The organism is Sulfitobacter sp. SK025 (genome assembly GCF_003352105.1).
Classification (GTDB): domain Bacteria; phylum Pseudomonadota; class Alphaproteobacteria; order Rhodobacterales; family Rhodobacteraceae; genus Sulfitobacter; species Sulfitobacter pontiacus.
Genome location: NZ_CP025808.1, coordinates 2,160,245 through 2,177,237, shown reverse-complemented (window position 1 = coordinate 2,177,237; position 16,993 = coordinate 2,160,245). Strand labels below are relative to the sequence as shown.

Below are 16,993 nucleotides of genomic sequence, written 5' to 3'. Positions count from 1 at the left end.
CAGCACCGTTGACTTTGCCGCCCAAACAGCCCATCTGGGGCGCAAGCGATGCCTTCTGCCGCGTGAGCAGACCAGCCCTTGACCTGTCGACCTAAAATCGTGGCGTCTTATGATAGCTGAACAAAAGGCCGCCGATGTTCCCAAAATCACGCGTGGGGCCAAGCGCAACAGACAGGGTGTTGGCACTAGGCCGCCCCCTGCGATCTGCTTTGCGTCCCTCGCGGTTTCCCTGCATCGACAGGGCCCGCGTGATTGCTATGGCGGGAAGGGGCCTTGCCCCGCATCCCGCGGAAAGACGACAAAACGATGAGCGATTTTGAAATGATGGGCCTGCCGCGCCGTCTGGTCAAAGCCTTGACCAACATGGGCATGACCGATCCGACCCCGATCCAGAAACAGGCGATCCCCCACGGGATGAATGGCCGCGACGTGATGGGGCTGGCACAGACCGGCACCGGCAAGACCGCTGCCTTCGGTATCCCGCTGGTGGCCCAGATGCTGGAACGCGAAGCCCGCCCCGAGCCGCGCACCGTGCGCGGGCTGGTGCTGGCCCCGACCCGCGAGCTTGCCAACCAGATCATGGAAAACCTCAAGGGCTTCTGCGAAGGGACCCAGCTGAAGACCATGATGATTGTCGGCGGCCAGTCGATCAACCCGCAAATCAAACGGATGGAGCGCGGCGTCGACCTGCTGGTGGCCACACCCGGGCGCTTGCTGGACCTGATGGACCGCCGCGCGGTGCTGCTGCACAAGACCACTTTCCTTGTGCTTGATGAAGCGGACCAGATGCTCGACATGGGCTTCATCCACGATCTGCGCAAGATCGCGGCGGTGCTGCCGAAAGAGCGTCAGACCATGCTCTTTTCGGCAACCATGCCGAAACTGATGAACGAGATCGCCAACAGCTACCTCAACAGCCCGATCCGCATCGAAGTCTCGCCTCCGGGCAAGGCGGCGGACAAGATCACCCAAGAGGTGCATTTCATCGCCAAGGCGGAAAAGAAATCCCTGCTGATCGAACTGCTTGGCAAACATACCGAGGAACGCGCCCTGGTGTTCGGGCGGACCAAACACGGCTGTGAAAAGCTGATGAAAGATCTGGTCAAAGCCGGTTTCAAAGCCGCATCGATCCACGGCAACAAAAGCCAGGGCCAGCGGGACCGCGCCATTGAGTCCTTCAAGAAAGGCGAGGTCACCGTGCTTGTAGCAACGGATGTCGCCGCCCGCGGTCTGGATATTCCCGACGTGAAGCACGTCTACAACTATGAGCTGCCCAATGTGCCCGACAATTATGTCCACCGTATCGGCCGGACCGCGCGCGCGGGCAAAGACGGGGCGGCGATCGCTTTCTGCGCACCGGATGAAATGGGCGAGCTGAAAGATATCCAGAAGACGATGAAAATCTCGATCCCCGTGGCCTCCGGCCGTCCGTGGGAAGCGATTGACGAACCCGCCAAGCCAAAGGGTCGCGGCGGACGCGGTCGTGGTCGCGGTGGTCGCCCCGGTGGCGGTGGCGGCAACGGGGGCGGTGGCAATGGCGGCGGTGCGGGCAAACCCGCGGGTGCCGCGCGGCGTCGTCGCAAGCCAGCCGGGCAGCGCGCCGCATAAGCGCGCAGGTATCAATGCACGATCAAAAGGGGCACCGCCATCAGCGATGCCCCTTTTTGTTACCTCTCTCTAAAGCGCCATGATCCGCGCTTCCAAATGGCTCTAAATCCTCGCCCGAAGGGCGAAACCGGCACCGCCAGCCACCACGTGGCCGCTTAACCCTATTCCGCGGGGTCTGCTGCCGCCTGCCGGTTGACCCGCGCCAGAAGCAGCATCAGCGCAAAGGCGAGTGTCGCCAGCGTCAGTACCGCGCCAATCAGCGGGGTGATCGTGCCGTTGAACATCAACCCGATGGGCGAGGCGAGCATGGCCGCCATCACCGTCGACACCGCCCCGATGACCGACGCCGCCATGCCGGCGATGTGGCCCAAAGGCTCCATCGCCAGCGCGTTGAGGTTGCCCATCACCAGCCCCACCTGAAAGAACAGCGACGCCTGCCACATCAGAAAAAAGACAAAGCCATAGGGCTCGGGCAGATCGCCCAGACCAAGACCCAGCATCAGGCCCGACAATACGATCTGCAGGCCAAGCGCAAGGATCACGATGCGCTGCATCCCCAGCCGCACGACCAACAGCGCGTTCAGCAGGCTCGACGTCCCCGAGATCAGCGCCGCGACGCCAAACCAGAAGGGGAAGCTCTCGGCGCGGTCATAGACTTGGTCGTAAATGGGTTGCACCAGCATCAGCGTCGAGAATAAGAACCCCATCACCAGGGTCTGCACCGTGATCGACAGACACACCATCGGGTTGCTGAAAATCTCTTTCACCGCGTTCCACAGCAGGCCGATCTGCAAAGGTCGACGCTTGGGCTTGGGCAGGGTTTCGGGCAGGCGGAGCATGGCCCAGACCACACAGGTTGCCGAGAAAACGATGAATGACAAGAATACGCCGCGCCAATCGGACAGGGCGATGATCACAGCCCCCATTGCAGGGGCAAAGGCGGGCACCACGACAAAGATCATCATCACGAAAGACATGATCTTGGCCATCTGCCGGCCGGAATACAGATCGCGGATCACCGCAAGCGCCACGACCCGAGGGCCCGCAGCTCCCACGCCCTGAACGACCCGCGCGATCAGCATCACCTCAAGCGATTGGCTTAACCACGCCACCACAGCCCCCGAGATATAGATCGCAGACCCGAGGTAGATGATATTCTTGCGCCCGAAAGCATCCGACAGCGGCCCCGTGACAAAAGTGCCCATCCCCATCCCCAGAATAAAGGCGGTCACAATCAGCGGGACTTTGGTCATATCCAAAGGCGACAGATCTGCGCCGATCTCGGGCAGGGCGGGCAGCATTGCATCGGTCGAGAACGCAATGATTGCAAACATCATCGCAATCAGCGCCACAAACTCGGGGCGGCTCATGTTGATGTCGGGGCGGTCGTCGGTCATCCATCGGCTCCATCGTGACGGTGGGCCGCAGGGCGCAGCCTATGGCTTTCATAAGGCTGCCTTACAGATAGTGCAATCGGCGTCGCGCCGTCAGCTGGCTTGGGCGCGCTGGCGCTGCACTGTCTCGCGGGCGGTCACCGGCAAACGCAGTACCTGAACGATCTCGTCCAGTCCCGACACCGGCAGGGGAAGATGCGATGGCAGGGCCAATACCGAGACGTTGTAATTCACGATATCGCTGCGCACCTGATCCCATGTCTCAAGCGAAATGACCCGCGAGACATAGCGGCACCGCTCCAGCACCGCACGGCGGGCGGCAAAGCCCAGATGCGCCGGACGCCCCGCACGCTGACAGAACTGTTCGCTCTGGCAGCCAACGACCAGATCGCTGCCCATACGGGCCAGCTGCCGTAGCCAGTCGGCGTGACCGGTGTGGAATCCGTCGAACCCGCCATAGGTCAGGATCGTCCGCGTCATTGGCGTGGAGGGTGTGAAGCTGGACGGACGCGCCGCCGGTGTCACCACCGTCGCCCGCCCGCGTCCCATAAAGGGAAAGGGGATATCGTATTTCATGCTGCCCGCTCGATCTGGATAGGGGTCTTTGCCCCTTTATCCGTTTGATTCTAGGCGGGTTTCAGCGCAAAGGCAAAGCCTTTCTGTCCCTGACTTTCAGATCGGGCGCGTGGCCTCAGCCTTCGTTGCGCAGCTCGGCCAGTACTTTTTTCCAAAGCTCGGGCGGCTGCGCGCCCGGCACCGCGTGACGCCCGCCCACGATAAAGGTCGGGACGGAGTTGATGCCCATCTCGCGGCTGTGCGCGTCGCGTTTGCGGATGTCTTCCATATCCTCATCTGTCGCCAATAGACGCGTCACAACAGAGGCATCCATCTCGATCCCGTCGGCAATATCGGCGAGCACCTCGGCATCGCCAATATCGCGCGCATCAACAAAATAGGCTTTGAACAACGCCGATACCGCAGCGGTTTGGCGCCCTTCGATCCCGGCCCAATGGATCAACCGATGGGCGTTAAGCGTGTTGGGGGTGCGCTGCATCGCCTCGAAGTTGATCTTGAGACCGGCTTTCTCGGCATGTTCCACCACAGGGGCATAGGCCCGCACCGCACCTTCCTTGCCGCCGAACTTGCCTTCCAGATAGGCACGGCGGTCCATCCCTTCGGCAGGCATGTCGGGGTTAAGCTGGAACGGGTGCCATTCGATCGCGAAAGGGTGGTCCGGCTCGCTTTCCAGTGCGCGGTCCAGATGGGCCTTGCCGATATAGCACCAAGGGCAAATCGGGTCGGACATGATATCAAGCTTGATCGTCTGGGTCATCGTTGTGCCTCATAGGCTGCACGCAAGGACCGGCGCAGCAGTTTGCCATTCGCGCCCATCGGCAGCTCTGGCAGGTGGATGAAAAGGCGCGGCTGCTTGTAGCGCGCCATGTTGTCTTGTGCATAAAGTGCCAGCGCGGCCTCGTCCAGCGGGCTGTCGGCGGTATAGAAGGCCGCGATCACGGTCACGTCGGGTTTAACCTCGACCTCCGCCACGCCGACAGCATGGATGCCGGGGAATTTGACGAGGGTTTGTTCCACTTCGATCGGCGAGACGCGGAACCCGCCCGCGTTCATCATATCGTCATTTCGCCCCAGATAGGTGATCTGCCCATCGTTGCCCATGACACCCTGATCACCGGTCAGGAACCAGTCCCCCTGATATTTCCGGGCCGTTTGATCCGGCGCGCCAAGATAGCCGAGCATCAGCCCCGGGTCGCTCTTGTGGATCGCGATGGTGCCCTCTTGGCCGATCTCTACCGGGCCTTCCGTCCCGATCAACGCGATGCGCCGCCCGTCCTGAGGCTGGCCCAATGTGCCGGCCCGCGCCGGCCGGTCGGGAGAGGCGGAGAGGAAGGTCGAACACTCCGACATACCGTAGGCTTCGAAGATCGGCGTGCCGCTGGCAGCCTCCCATGCGCGGGCAACGGCCGAGGGAAGCTTCTCCCCCGCGCTCAACCCGTGGCGCAGGCTTGGCACGTTGATCCGGTCGTGGTGTTTCAGGATCTGACGGTACACCCCCGGTGCGGCAGCAAAAAGGCTCGCCTCATGCCGCGCCATCAAGGCAGGGAGATCCGCAGGAGCCACGCCCGCAGCCGGGATCAGGGCGGTGGCACCGGCGGTCCAGGGGTCCATCAGGCCGGTCCCCAGCGTATAGGTCCAATTGAACGCGCCTGCATGCATGACCCGATCCTCGGGCTTCAGATCATACCAGCCGCGCACCATCATCTGCCGTGCCCAGATGGCGCGATGTGCGTGCATCACCGCACTTGGTCGGCCCGACGTGCCAGAGGTATAGATGATATAGCCCAGCCGGTCGGGGTCTCCCATATGCCAGGGGGCCGCGGGCAAATCGCGCATGGACCTGAGCTGGGCCAGATCAACGGTGGTGTCATTCGGCGGACAGGGCACGGCGGGATCGCGCAAGATCGCCTTGGGCGCGAGGGTGGCGATGATCGCGGCAACCTCCGGCTCTGTCAACGCGGCGGCGGTGGGGACAGGCACCAAGCCTGCGGCCAGCGCGCCCAGATAGGCCAGCGGGAAATCCACAGTATTGCCAAGGCGCATCAGCACGATGTCCCCCGGGCGCAGCCCCATGCCCAGCAACCCCGTCGCGGTGCCGCGCACGGCGGCCTCAAGCTGGTCGAAACGCCACGCCTCAACGCGATCGGGCCCGACAATGGCAAGCGCCGTCTTGTCGACCAAATCGGCGGCGCGGCCCAGAACATGGGCGGCAAGATTGAACGGGGCGGGGCAAGGCGCAAAGCCGGTGGACGCAGAGACGGACAGCATGCCCAATCGCTACCCCGCGCGCAGCAGCGTTGCAAGCGCTCCGGCGCGGCGCTATAGCCAGCGTATGACGCAAGACGGCCCGAAATCCATGATCCAGATCGCCCGCGAAAGCGGCGAGACGGAAACCGCCCCGCCTGTTGATCTGGGGGCGCGCGTGCGCGAGCTGCGCAAGGCGCGCAACTGGACGCTGGAGCAAGCCGCCAATCAGGCCGGACTGGCCCGTTCCACGCTCAGCAAGATCGAGAACGGCCAGATGTCGCCCACCTATGAGGCGCTGAAAAAGCTCGCCGTGGGGTTGGAAATCTCGGTGCCACAGCTCTTCACGCCCCCCTCGCCGGGGCAGATCAACGGGCGCATGGCGGTCACCAAATCGGGCGAGGGGGCGGCCAAGGCGACGACCACCTACGAGCACATGATGCTGGCCGATACGCTGCGCAAAAAGCAGATGCTTCCCTACCGCGCGCGTATCCGTGCCCGCCGGATGGATGAGTTCGACGGCTGGGTGCGACACGACGGGGAAGAGTTCCTTTACGTGCTGACCGGCGTCATCACCCTATACACCGAATTCTACGAACCCGTCGAAATGCGCCGCGGCGACAGCGCCTATTATGATGCGACGATGGGGCATAACGTCGTCTCTACCAGCGATGAGGACGCCACGATCCTTTGGGTCACATCGCTCACCTAACCGACGGGCCCGCGCTTCATTTTGCCAAATAAACTCTCCCCGAAGGGCCGCTACGCCGCAGGCACCGCCGCCTGATACCTACACGCGTCGCTTACTGGGCCGGTTCAATCCACCAGACCTCGGGCATATAGTTCGGCCCGTCGCCATACAGCGGCACGTGTTCAGGGTATTTCATCGCCGCGACATGGGCGATGCGGTCTTCGGTGAACTGCCAGAACGGGATGACATAGCGCCCGGCGGTCAGCACGCGATCCAGTGCGCGGGTGGCGGCGGTGAACGCCTCGGCGCTGCTGGCCCCGACCATCGTATCGATCATCGCGTCAATGGCAGGGGATTTTACCCCCATCAGGTTGCGGCTGCCTTCCTGATCGGCTGCCTCCGACCCCCAGTAATAGCGTTGTTCGTTGCCCGGGCTCAGCGAGAGGGCGCGGCGGAAGATGGCCATGTCAAAGTCGAAGGCCGCGTTACGCGCGACGAATTGCGCGTCATCCACAGCGTCCACGCGGGCGGTGATGCCCAGACGGGCCAGCGCCTGGATATAAAGCTCGGCAATGGCGATATTCTCGCTACTACCTTTGGACAGCAGGATGCTGAACGACAAAGGCTGCCCGTCAGGCCCCCGCATGGTGCCGCCATCGGCGCTGAATCCCGCGTCGGCCAACGCGCCCATGGCGCGGCGGATGCCCGCGCGGTTGCGGGCGGATCCGTCGGACACGGGCAGCGCATAGCCGTCAAGCGCGCCGGCGGGCAGATCATCAGCAAAGGGGGCCAACAACTCGGCCACGCGGCCGGTGGCGGGGCCGTCTCGCATCGCCAGCGGGGAGTTCGAGAAATAAGAGGTAATGCGCGGTTGCGCCCCGCCGGTCAGCGTCTCGTTGATATACTCAAAGTTAAAGGCCGCGATCAACGCCTCACGCACACGGATGTCGTCGAACGGGGCGCGGCGGGTGTTCATGACCAATCCGGTCATGCCCGAGGGTTTGCTATGGGCGAAGGTGGATTTAACCACATCACCGCGCTGCACGGCGGGGAAGTCATATTGCGTCGCCCAGCTTTCGGCGTTGAATTCGCGCAGGGCGGAAATCTCTCCGGCCTTGAACGCCTCGAACAACACATTCGCGTCGCCGTAAAAGTCGAGCTTTATCTCGTCGATGTTATGGGTGCCTTTGCGAAACGGCACATCCTTGCCCCAGTAGTCAGGGTTGCGCGTCAGGGTGACCTGTTTGCCGGCTTTATAGTCAGCTACCACATAGGGGCCGGAGCCCAGCGGTATCTCCGCCAGCGGGGCGTTGGCGAAATCGCGGCCCTCCCATTGCACCTTGCTCAGGATCGGGCGCATCCCTGCCAGCAGGGCCAGCTCTCGGTTATCGGTGTTAAACGCCATTCTGACGCTGCGCGGACCGGTCTGGGTGATGCTGTCGATCTGGGCATAAAGCCCGTGGTAACGCGGGTGGCCCTCGGTGCCGAGCATGTCGTAGCTAAAGATCACATCTTCGGGGGTGACCGGACTGCCATCGGAGAAACGCGCGTCGGGTCGCAGGGTAAATTCGACCCAGGACCGGTCCTCCGGGACCTCAATCGATTCGGCCAAAAGCCCGTAAAGCGCGAAAGGTTCATCCCACGAACGGCCCATCAGGCTTTCATGGGTAAAGAACGGCAACTGCCACGGAGAGGTGCCCTTGCGCACGAAGGGATTGAGGCTGTCAAACCCGCCGGTGTTGCCCAGAACAATCGCGCCGCCTTGGGGTGCGTCCGGGTTGGCATAGGGCAGCGACACAAAATCAGGTGGGAGGGCAGGGTCCCCATACATAGATATACCATGTGCGGGCTCGGCGCGGGCGAATCCACTGAGAAGAATCAGTGAAGAAACAGCTGCAACTGCCCGACAGCTTTGGAAAAATTTAAACGCCATTTTAGCAACAATCCCGCTCTGCCCTTGTTTTATTAGCGTATTCCTTAGCGATGCGGCGGCTACAGTTCAAACTTTAAGCTTGGATTACGGCGGCGAATTGCGTATAACGAACTCACTGCTCGATAGGTTTCTTGCCTGTATGAAACCTGCCTCAATAACTTAACGTCCGCTTCGTGCGGACGTTTTTTTTTGCCCGTGATCCGGCAAATGTCCGGGCAGCAGGGGCATTCCGCCGGGGTGCGGAATTAGCCGTTTCCATTCGTTTCGCAGCCCGCCATGATGCACCTGCAGAAACGCTAGGAGATTTTCATGGCTTACAGCATCGATCTTTCAGGAAAAACAGCAGTCATCACGGGGTCCAATTCCGGTATTGGGCTTGGCATCGCTTGGGCATTGGCGCGGGCGGGGGCGGATGTTGTGCTGAACTCCTTTACCGACCGCGACGAAGACCACGCTATTGCTAAAGACATCGCCGCCGAAACCGGCGTGACCGCGCGCTATATCAAGGCGGATATGTCGAAAGCCGAAGAATGCCGCCAGCTGATCACCGATGCAGGGCGCTGCGATATTCTGGTGAATAACGCGGGCATCCAGCATGTCGCGCCGATCCCCAGCTTCCCGACCGAGAAATGGGACGCGATCATCGCCATCAACCTCAGCTCTGCGTTTCACACCACGGCGGTGGCTCTGCCAATGATGCGCGAGGCGGGCTGGGGCCGCGTGATCAACGTCGCTTCGGCGCACGGGCTGACGGCCTCGCCCTATAAATCCGCCTATATTGCGGCCAAGCACGGGATCGTCGGGCTGTCCAAAACCACCGCGCTGGAAACGGCCGAAGACCCGATCACCTGCAATGCCATCTGTCCGGGCTATGTGCTGACCGATATCGTCGAAAAGCAGATCCCGGACACGATGAAAGAATACGACATGTCGCGCGAAGAGGTGATCAAGAACGTCATGCTCAAGCGCCAACCGTCGAAAGAGTTCGCCACGGTCGAACAACTGGGCGGCACCGCGACCTTCCTGTGTTCCGAGGCGGGGGACCAGATCACCGGTACAACGATCAGCGTCGATGGTGGCTGGACCGCCCTGTAATACAACACGCGCGCGCGGGGATACCTCGCGCGCGGCGACTGGCGGAGCGTGTAGATGCAGAAAAAACAGATCAACCTTGCCCTACAGGGCGGCGGCGCGCATGGGGCCTATACCTGGGGCGTGCTTGACCGGCTGCTGGAAGAGCCAGAGCTTGAGATCAGCGGTATTTCCGGCACATCGGCTGGCGCACTGAACGGCGCTGCATTGAAGGCGGGGCTGATCAAGGGCGGGCATCAGGCCGCGCGCGATAATCTGGATTGGCTGTGGGACAGGGTCGCCGGTGTCGGGAACCTGCATCTGAACGGCTGGATGGCCCCCTTTGGCGTGGGGGCACTTAGTCAGGCGATGGCCTATAGCTGGCCGGTCATGCTCAGCACGGCGATGACGCAGATCGTGTCGCCCTATGTCTACGGCCCGCTCTATCGCAACCCGTTGCGCGATATTGTCGAGACGTTTGATTACGAACATATCTGCCAAGCGGCGGGACCACGGCTGTTTGTCAGCGCGACCAAAGTGCGCGACGGCAAGATCCGTGTCTTCGAGAAAGAAGAGATCACGCCTGACGCGATCCTCGCCTCTGCCTGTCTGCCGACGCTGTTTCAGGCGATCGAGATGGAGGATCCGAAATTGGGCCGGCGCGAGGCGTTCTGGGACGGGGGCTATACCGGCAATCCGGCGCTTTTCCCGCTGTATTCCTCGGACCTGCCGGGGGATATCGTCATCATCAATATCAACCCGCTTGAACGGGACGAACTTCCCACCACGCCGCAGATGATCCATAATCGAGTGAATGAAATCAGCTTTAATTCCAGCCTGTTACGCGAACTTCGTGCGATCCACTTTGTGCAGAACCTGCTGGATCAGGGACGTGTCGAGGAAGGCCAGATGCAGCGGTTGCGGATTCACATGATCGCTGACGACGATCTGATGTCGCAGCTGTCCACTGCGACCAAAAGCGTGCCGAACGGGGCGGTGATCACCGCGCTTAAATCCGCGGGCCGCACCTCGGCCGAGCGGTTTCTGCAAACGGATATCGACAATATAGGCAAGTGCAGTTCAGTCGATCTGCGCAAGATGTTCAGCTAGGGGAAATGCGGTCGGGCCGCGGCGTCGCGGATGGGTCCACCGGCACCGGTTTCTTTGGCGGATAGACCAGCCCGGCAGAGATCACCAGCTTGGCCGCGTCCTCGACCGACATGTCGAGCTCGGTCACATCCTTTTGCGGCACGAACAACAAAAAGCCCGAGGTCGGGTTGGGCGTGGTCGGCACAAACACCCCCACAAGGTTCGACCCTTCACCCGCTGCAGCGGCGACCTCTCCCTTTGCGGGGATTGAGATAAAACCAAGCGCCCATATACCTTTACGCGGGTATTCAATCATGCAGGCGGTTTCAAAGCTGCGCTCTGACTGGGCGAAAATCGTTTCCGAAATCTGCTTGATGCCGGAATAGATGGTCCGCACCACAGGTGTACGCTCTACCAGACTTTCGGCGAAACGGATGAACGACCGCCCGATAATGCCCTTGGCCAGCCAACCGACGATGACCGTAAACAGCAAGAAGATGATCACACCGATGCCGCGCACGTTGATCTGGGCAGACGGGTCCAACCCGAAATACGTCTGGATCAGCCGGTCGGGGTGATAGGCCAGCGGCACCATCGGCAGCACGATCCCGTCGATCCAGCCGATCACGCTCCAGATCAGCCAGATCGTGAGGCCGACCGGCGCAATCACCACCAGCCCCGTCAGGAACGAAGCCCTGATCCGCGCGAGCAAAGTCCGGCGCGGTGCGGGAGGAAGGGGCGGCGTAAACGGTGTGTTCATGAATGAAGGTTATCCCACTGCAGCAATGCGTTAGAGCTAGGGCGTTTCACGCGTTGCTACAATGGAGGACGCATAATAATTAAGCTTTATGCGTCTTTTGACATAAGTGCAGCCGCAATTTTGGACGCAAAACGGGCGTTGTTGCGCACCAATGCGATGTTCGCGGTCAGCGACCGGCCTTCGGTCAGTTCAAAGATGCGCTGCAACAGATAAGGGGTTACGGCTTTACCGCTGATGCCGTGGGTATTGGCATCGGCTTGCGCGGCCTTGATGATGGGTGCCAGATCAGCGGCGGCGATTTCATCCTCTTTCGGGATCGGGTTGGCGACCAGCTGCCCTCCGGGCAGACCCATATGGCCGCGCATCTTATGGGCGGCGGCGATATCAGTCGCGCTATCCATGCGCAGGGGCGATTTCAGCGGGGAGGTGCTGCTCCAGAACGCGGGGAAGCTGTCCTGGCCGACGGTGATCACCGGCACACCTTGGGTTTCCAGCACCTCGAGCGTTTTGGCCACATCCAGAATGGCCTTGGCCCCCGCGGCGACAACGGTCACCGGCGTTTGGGCAAGCTCCATCAGGTCGGCAGAGATATCAAAGCTGTCTTCTGCGCCCTTATGCACGCCGCCGATACCGCCGGTGGCGAAAACCGCGATCTCGGCCAGATGGGCGGCGATCATTGTCGCGGCAACCGTGGTGGCACCGGTGCCGCCCGTGGCGATGCAGGCCGCCATATCGGCGCGCGACAGTTTCGCGACATTCTTGGCCTGCGCCAAGGCTGTCAGCTCGTCGTCTTCCAGCCCGATGTGCAACCGTCCGTCGATCACCGCGATGGTGGCGGGGATCGCACCGGCCTCACGCACATCCGCCTCGACCTGACGCGCAACCTCTAGGTTTTGCGGATAGGGCATCCCGTGGGTGATGATCGTGCTTTCCAGCGCAACAACAGGGGTGCCATTCGCATGGGCTTTGGCGACTTCGGCAGAGCGGTGCAGGGGAATCATATTTTGGTCTCTCCAGAAACATATTGGGCAGCGGCACTAAGCGCTTGGGTCAGGGCCGCGTCTGGTGCCGCCCCTTTGATTTCAGCCGCGATATGGGCAGCCATGAACGTATCACCGGCACCGGTGACGCGGGTGACAGAGACGGGCGGCGGGTTCTGGGTGATCAGACCACTTGGCGCACCCACCGTCGCGGGATTGCCGCCATCGGTGACCACCGCGCGCACGGCACCACGCGACAGCAGCGCCGTGGCCGCATCGCGCGAATTGTCGAAAGTCGCCTGACACAGCAGCCCCGCTTCTTCGAGGTTGACGTAAAGCGTGCCGCGTTCCGCCTGCAAAAACGGTGTGAGCCGTTGCGCCTTGCCCGGCGACGCAGGAGCAACGCGCAGATCGGCATGCTCAAGCAGCGGGCTACGCGCCATTTGCGACAGCAGGTCCAGCGTCAGGTTGCCATCCAGCGCCACGGCCCCGCGGTAGGGGGTGGGCAGCGATCCGTCTTCGAACGGGCGCAAGATTTTATCGCCCGCAGCCTCAAGCGAATGGGCATCGGCAATGGCGGCGATCAGGCCGTTGGTGCCCTCAACCGCCATATAGCGGTCCGTGGGCAGATCATCCGAGCGGTACACATGATCCGTATGCAGCCCGCGCAGCTTACACGCGGCGATCAGCTCGTCCCCTTCGGGGTCGCGGCCGACGGCGCTGATGAGGGCGGGGGACAGCCCAAAGCGGGCCAGCGCCATCGCGATATTCAGCGCAACGCCACCGGGCAGACGCGAGATGCGACCGGGCATATCAGAGCCTTGCCGCATGACCGTATCGCCACGGCCGATAATGTCCCAAAGCACGGAACCGATGCAGAGAATGTCAGGTGTATGTGTCATGCCGCCGGTATGGCCCAACCGATATGGCGGGCGCAAGGCGCGGCGGCGCGAAAAGGCCTATTCCGGCACGGCAAATGTCAGCGATGCCCAAAGGCTCTCCCATTGGGGGCTGGTGGGGGTGGTTTCAACGTCCGGGGCAGGGCGCAGCACCACGGCATCCACCAGATAGGTCATCCCGGCGGCAACCGGAAATTGGACGTGCCCCGCGTCATCCGTCCGGTATTTGGTCACGGTGACGTTCTTGTCGGCGTCGCGTTCATAGACTTCAACCTGCACATCGCGGCGCGGCTCTTGCTGGTAGGTCAGCGCGACCTCCATCTGCTGATCGGCCTCAAGCGTGTAGGGGTTGGTGAGAGCGACCAGTTCGGTTTCAAGCCCCAAGGCTTTGTCTTCACCTTGTCCGTCACCGACAGCGATCAGCGCCTTGGAATAGCGGCTATAGCGTTCGCGCACCTTGTCTTGGGGGTAGCCCTTCGAGCGGTGCTCGGCCAATGCCTGCATGAAATCCTTATGCACGGTAAATCCGACGAATGTTTGCCAGTCTTTATAGGTCAGCATTGTCGCCTTGGCCTGATGCGCGACGATTGCCAGCCCTTCCTGATCCGGCGCGGTCATCTTCAGCGCCGGGATATCGCCCATGCGCGCTGCGACCGGTGTGGTTTCCCCGTCAAAAGTCACGTCAAACCGTTCGGTGCTGTTCGGGAAATAGGCGAGGCGTGTGCCCTCGAACAACTGACCGTTGCGGATGTCGGTTGTTATTTCGGTGCCGGGCTGTACTTGATACGCGGGCGCGTCCAGCCAGAATTCATGCGCAGTGACACCCGAAGTTGGTAATAAGAATGATAGTACGAGTACGAAACGGGACAGAAACATGATAACAACCTTTTATAAACTGATACTCAAGCTGGCCTATGCGCTGGTTTTGTCAAGTGGGATGGCAGGGCTCGCGCAGGCGCATGAAGTCGTACCGACCATCGCCGATGTGCAAAGCAGCGACGGTCAGGTCACGCTTGACCTGCGCGTGAACCTAGAGGCGCTGATATCCGGCATTGATCTGGACGCGGTGGCCGATACGAATGATGCCGAAAATGCCAGCGATTACGACAGCTTGCGTGCCTTGCCCGCCGATGAGGTCGCGGCCCGTGCGCCGGAATTGCTGGCCCAGTGGAACGCGCTACCGCTGCTGCGCGCCGATGGGGAGCCTGTCGCGCTGGAGGCAGTGGCGCTGACGCTTCCCGAAGATGTGAACCCAGAGCTGCCCCGCATCGCCGAATGGTCGCTGCAAGGAAATGTTCCGCAAGACACGCGCGGGCTGGTGGTGTCATGGCCCGATGGGTCGGGCGCGCTGGTTCTGCGCCAACAAGGGGTCGAAAACCCCTATACCGGTTATCTGGACGGTGGCGCGGAAAGCCCCGAAATTTTGCTTGCGGGCGGCGGACAGCAATCCGCGTGGGAGGCGTTCGCCAGCTATATTCCCGTCGGGTTCGATCACATCCTGCCCAAAGGGCTGGATCATATCCTGTTCGTGCTGGGGCTGTTTTTCCTGTCGACACATCTGCGCCCGCTGGTCTGGCAGGTCACGGCGTTTACGGCAGCGCATACGGTGACATTGGCGCTTGGCGCGCTTGGCTGGGTGACTGTCCCCGGTAGCATTGTCGAGCCGTTGATCGCCGCCTCTATCGTCTATGTCGCGGTCGAGAATATCTTTCTTGCAGGGCTCAGCCCGTGGAGACCGCTGGTGATCTTTGGCTTTGGTCTGTTGCACGGGCTTGGTTTTGCCTCGGTGCTGGGGGAATTCGGCTTGCCGCAAGACCAGTTCATCCCCGCGCTCATCGGGTTCAACATCGGGGTAGAGATCGGGCAGCTCACCGTGATTGCCGTCATGTTCCTCTGTGTCTGGCAGGCGCTGCGGGTGATGCGCGGGCAGGGTGACCCGCGTGCGGCAAAGGGGCTTTATGTGGCGCTGACGGTGATTGCGCTGGCGCTGTGCATCGTGCCGATGCCCGCCGTGGCCGCGCTGCTGGAGGCACCGGTACCGGTGTTCCTGATCCCGCTGGCGCTGGTCTTTACCGGGTGTTTCCTGTCGGTGCAGTTCCGTCAGGTCGCGGCACCCTACCGTCGCTTTGTCGCCATTCCGGCGTCGGTCGCGATTGCGGTCATCGGGGCCTATTGGTTCGTAGAGCGGGTGTTCCTGTAACACCCGCCCTGCGCGGTTACTTCATCGCGGCAATCAGATCGGCGAGCGCCTGCTGGGGTGTTTCGCTGGTCCAGATTTCATCCCCGATGCCGAAAAAGTCGGTAACGGGGGTGAGCGCGCGGATCAGATCGGTGTTGAGCCCGCCTTCGGCGACGACCGGCACTTCAATCACTTCGGACCACCACTGGAACAGGTCTTGTTCGGCGTGGGTGCCATCGTCCAGCAGGGACGCGTTCACCGGACCAAAGCTGATGTAATCCGCACCCGCTTCGCCTGCGGCCATGCCGTCGTGACGCGAGCCGTTGCAAAAGCTGCCCACAATGGCGTCATCGCCCAAGGTCTTGCGCGCATGACGCACGGAGCGTGCCGCATCCGACAGATGCACGCCATCAAGCCCCAACCGTTCCGCCAGCAAAGTGTGATCCGCAATCACCAGCGCAATGTCACGCGCGTCGGTGACGCCCCGCAGCGCATCCGCCGCGCGCATTACGCGATCTTCGTCACGGGTGCTGAGCGCCAGACGCACGCAGGCCACATCATGCGCATCCAGCACACGCGCCAGCTGGTCGGGGAAGCTGGAGAGTTCAAGCTCGGGCGGGGTAATCAGGTAAAGCTGCGGCTGTTCGGGCGTATCCATGGCTTGCTGTCCTTTGCGTTATTGCGCGTCAATTAACGGATCACGCGGGGAAAGAAAAACTTTTATGCCTTCGGCGAGGATTTTTTCCCATTTGGAAGGCGCGCGGAGCGCCCCGTCGTTCTTGCGAGGTGCGCGCCGCGCGCGTATGAGGTGCCCATGAATGATACAGTAGAACACCCGCAGATCCCGGCCTTTGTGCTTGTGCGCCCGCAGATGGGCGAAAACATCGGTGCCGCCGCTCGGGCCATGTGGAACTTTGGCCTTGATCGCATGCGCATTGTCGCGCCGCGTGACGGCTGGCCGAACCCTTCGGCCGTTGCTATGGCATCTGGTGCGGGGCGGTTGCTGGATGAGGCGGTGATCTATGATGATCTGGCCGGTGCTGTGGGCGATGCTGCCTTTGTTTTTGCCACCACGGCGCGCGATCGAGATCTGACCAAGCCAGTTTATAGTCCTGAAGCGGCTATGGCCAAAGCCGCGCAGATGATCCGCGAGGGCCGCCGTGTCTCGGTGCTGTTCGGGCCGGAACGGGCAGGGCTTGAGAATGATGATATCAGCCGCGCGAATGCGATTGTCTCGGTGCCGGTAAACCCTGCCTTTGCTTCGCTTAACCTAGCGCAATGTGTGTTGCTGATGGGCTATGAGTGGATGCGCGCGCAGGGCGATGTCGTGGCCGAGCAGGTCGAGATGGCGGGCACCGACTGGGCCGACAACAGCGAGATCGAACATCTCGCACGGCATTTCGAGGACCGTCTGGACACCGCCGGCTTTTTCTACCCCGAGCACAAGGCCGCCAGCATGAAGATCAACCTGCGCAACATGTGGTCGCGCCTGCCGCTGACCCGTGCCGATGTGCAGACCTTGCACGGCACCCTGCGACAGATGGTACGTTGGAAAGAGCGCGGCTAGAC

The 16,993-nt window shown here is 61.7% G+C and carries 16 protein-coding genes; 6 read left to right on the top strand and 10 right to left on the bottom strand.

Annotated features, from left to right (window positions below):
- Positions 1-306: 306 nt before the first annotated feature.
- Positions 307-1,608, top strand: coding sequence for a DEAD/DEAH box helicase (locus C1J04_RS10595; RefSeq protein ID WP_005853776.1), 1,302 nt, complete (start codon positions 307-309; stop codon positions 1,606-1,608).
- 161 nt (positions 1,609-1,769) lie between these two features.
- On the opposite strand, the gene C1J04_RS10590 is transcribed toward C1J04_RS10595, so the two are convergent.
- From C1J04_RS10590 to C1J04_RS10575, 4 genes are all read right to left on the bottom strand, one after another.
- The gene (locus C1J04_RS10590; protein ID WP_009824742.1) at positions 1,770-3,005 is read right to left on the bottom strand and encodes a multidrug effflux MFS transporter; all 1,236 of its coding nucleotides are present in this window, start codon (positions 3,003-3,005) and stop codon (positions 1,770-1,772) included.
- Between the two features lie 90 nt (positions 3,006-3,095).
- Positions 3,096-3,578 carry an adenylyltransferase/cytidyltransferase family protein gene (locus C1J04_RS10585; protein ID WP_009824741.1) on the bottom strand — a complete coding sequence of 161 codons (483 nt, stop codon included), beginning with the start codon at positions 3,576-3,578 and terminating at the stop codon, positions 3,096-3,098.
- Positions 3,579-3,693: 115 nt separating this feature from the next.
- On the bottom strand, positions 3,694-4,335 hold the full coding sequence (locus tag C1J04_RS10580) for a DsbA family oxidoreductase (RefSeq protein ID WP_009824740.1): 642 nt from the start codon (positions 4,333-4,335) through the stop codon (positions 3,694-3,696).
- Positions 4,332-5,846, bottom strand: a complete 1,515-nt coding sequence (locus C1J04_RS10575) for a class I adenylate-forming enzyme family protein (RefSeq protein ID WP_009824739.1) — start codon at positions 5,844-5,846, stop codon at positions 4,332-4,334. The genes C1J04_RS10580 and C1J04_RS10575 overlap by 4 nt, the downstream gene beginning before the upstream one ends.
- A 64-nt stretch (positions 5,847-5,910) precedes the next feature.
- Between C1J04_RS10575 and C1J04_RS10570 the strand changes: the two genes are divergently transcribed.
- Positions 5,911-6,534 (top strand): helix-turn-helix domain-containing protein, encoded by a 624-nt coding sequence (locus C1J04_RS10570; protein ID WP_037954439.1) that lies wholly within the window; start codon positions 5,911-5,913, stop codon positions 6,532-6,534.
- Between the two features lie 91 nt (positions 6,535-6,625).
- On the opposite strand, the gene C1J04_RS10565 is transcribed toward C1J04_RS10570, so the two are convergent.
- Positions 6,626-8,344, bottom strand: coding sequence for an extracellular solute-binding protein (locus tag C1J04_RS10565; protein ID WP_009824737.1), 1,719 nt, complete (start codon positions 8,342-8,344; stop codon positions 6,626-6,628).
- A gap of 423 nt (positions 8,345-8,767) precedes the next feature.
- On the opposite strand from C1J04_RS10565, the gene C1J04_RS10560 reads away from it, so the two are divergent.
- Positions 8,768-9,541: a 3-hydroxybutyrate dehydrogenase gene (locus C1J04_RS10560; RefSeq protein WP_198009214.1), complete on the top strand. Its 774-nt coding sequence runs from the start codon at positions 8,768-8,770 to the stop codon at positions 9,539-9,541.
- 54 nt (positions 9,542-9,595) lie between these two features.
- Positions 9,596-10,627 (top strand): patatin-like phospholipase family protein, encoded by a 1,032-nt coding sequence (locus C1J04_RS10555; protein WP_009824735.1) that lies wholly within the window; start codon positions 9,596-9,598, stop codon positions 10,625-10,627.
- Here C1J04_RS10555 and C1J04_RS10550 read toward each other — a convergent pair.
- The 4 genes from C1J04_RS10550 to C1J04_RS10535 all read right to left on the bottom strand — a co-directional run bounded on the left by C1J04_RS10550 (position 10,620) and on the right by C1J04_RS10535 (position 14,121).
- Positions 10,620-11,366: a DUF502 domain-containing protein gene (locus tag C1J04_RS10550; protein WP_050766211.1), complete on the bottom strand. Its 747-nt coding sequence runs from the start codon at positions 11,364-11,366 to the stop codon at positions 10,620-10,622. The genes C1J04_RS10555 and C1J04_RS10550 overlap by 8 nt on opposite strands.
- 86 nt (positions 11,367-11,452) lie before the next feature.
- On the bottom strand, positions 11,453-12,367 hold the full coding sequence (locus C1J04_RS10545; RefSeq protein WP_005853762.1) for a pseudouridine-5'-phosphate glycosidase: 915 nt from the start codon (positions 12,365-12,367) through the stop codon (positions 11,453-11,455).
- Positions 12,364-13,248: a PfkB family carbohydrate kinase gene (locus tag C1J04_RS10540; RefSeq protein ID WP_037944378.1), complete on the bottom strand. Its 885-nt coding sequence runs from the start codon at positions 13,246-13,248 to the stop codon at positions 12,364-12,366. Before C1J04_RS10540 ends, C1J04_RS10545 begins: the two co-directional genes overlap by 4 nt.
- Positions 13,249-13,305: 57 nt before the next feature.
- Entirely contained in the window at positions 13,306-14,121 is an 816-nt protein-coding gene (locus tag C1J04_RS10535; protein ID WP_009824732.1) for a DUF4198 domain-containing protein, read from the bottom strand.
- Here C1J04_RS10535 and C1J04_RS10530 point away from each other — a divergent pair.
- The gene (locus tag C1J04_RS10530; protein WP_009824731.1) at positions 14,120-15,445 is read left to right on the top strand and encodes a HupE/UreJ family protein; all 1,326 of its coding nucleotides are present in this window, start codon (positions 14,120-14,122) and stop codon (positions 15,443-15,445) included. The genes C1J04_RS10535 and C1J04_RS10530 overlap by 2 nt on opposite strands.
- Before the next feature lie 16 nt (positions 15,446-15,461).
- Here the strand turns inward: C1J04_RS10530 and C1J04_RS10525 are convergent, their stop codons facing one another.
- Positions 15,462-16,082 carry a thiamine phosphate synthase gene (locus C1J04_RS10525; protein WP_009824730.1) on the bottom strand — a complete coding sequence of 207 codons (621 nt, stop codon included), beginning with the start codon at positions 16,080-16,082 and terminating at the stop codon, positions 15,462-15,464.
- 156 nt (positions 16,083-16,238) lie between these two features.
- Here C1J04_RS10525 and C1J04_RS10520 point away from each other — a divergent pair, with 156 nt between their 5' ends.
- A complete protein-coding gene (locus C1J04_RS10520) occupies positions 16,239-16,991 on the top strand; it encodes an RNA methyltransferase (RefSeq protein WP_005853757.1) in 753 nt (250 codons plus the stop codon).
- The last annotated feature ends 2 nt before the right edge of the window (positions 16,992-16,993 follow it).

What these genes read in the sequence shown, in the direction of transcription:
- C1J04_RS10595 (WP_005853776.1), top strand. Translation starts at nt 307, where the DNA reads ATGAGCGATTTTGAAATGATGGGCCTGCCGCGCCGTCTGGTCAAAGCC.
- C1J04_RS10590 (WP_009824742.1), bottom strand. Translation starts at nt 3,005, where the DNA reads ATGACCGACGACCGCCCCGACATCAACATGAGCCGCCCCGAGTTTGTG.
- C1J04_RS10585 (WP_009824741.1), bottom strand. Translation starts at nt 3,578, where the DNA reads ATGAAATACGATATCCCCTTTCCCTTTATGGGACGCGGGCGGGCGACG.
- C1J04_RS10580 (WP_009824740.1), bottom strand. Translation starts at nt 4,335, where the DNA reads ATGACCCAGACGATCAAGCTTGATATCATGTCCGACCCGATTTGCCCT.
- C1J04_RS10575 (WP_009824739.1), bottom strand. Translation starts at nt 5,846, where the DNA reads ATGCTGTCCGTCTCTGCGTCCACCGGCTTTGCGCCTTGCCCCGCCCCG.
- C1J04_RS10570 (WP_037954439.1), top strand. Translation starts at nt 5,911, where the DNA reads ATGACGCAAGACGGCCCGAAATCCATGATCCAGATCGCCCGCGAAAGC.
- C1J04_RS10565 (WP_009824737.1), bottom strand. Translation starts at nt 8,344, where the DNA reads ATGTATGGGGACCCTGCCCTCCCACCTGATTTTGTGTCGCTGCCCTAT.
- C1J04_RS10555 (WP_009824735.1), top strand. Translation starts at nt 9,596, where the DNA reads ATGCAGAAAAAACAGATCAACCTTGCCCTACAGGGCGGCGGCGCGCAT.
- C1J04_RS10550 (WP_050766211.1), bottom strand. Translation starts at nt 11,366, where the DNA reads ATGAACACACCGTTTACGCCGCCCCTTCCTCCCGCACCGCGCCGGACT.
- C1J04_RS10545 (WP_005853762.1), bottom strand. Translation starts at nt 12,367, where the DNA reads ATGATTCCCCTGCACCGCTCTGCCGAAGTCGCCAAAGCCCATGCGAAT.
- C1J04_RS10540 (WP_037944378.1), bottom strand. Translation starts at nt 13,248, where the DNA reads ATGACACATACACCTGACATTCTCTGCATCGGTTCCGTGCTTTGGGAC.
- C1J04_RS10530 (WP_009824731.1), top strand. Translation starts at nt 14,120, where the DNA reads ATGATAACAACCTTTTATAAACTGATACTCAAGCTGGCCTATGCGCTG.
- C1J04_RS10535 (WP_009824732.1), bottom strand. Translation starts at nt 14,121, where the DNA reads ATGTTTCTGTCCCGTTTCGTACTCGTACTATCATTCTTATTACCAACT.
- C1J04_RS10525 (WP_009824730.1), bottom strand. Translation starts at nt 16,082, where the DNA reads ATGGATACGCCCGAACAGCCGCAGCTTTACCTGATTACCCCGCCCGAG.
- C1J04_RS10520 (WP_005853757.1), top strand. Translation starts at nt 16,239, where the DNA reads ATGAATGATACAGTAGAACACCCGCAGATCCCGGCCTTTGTGCTTGTG.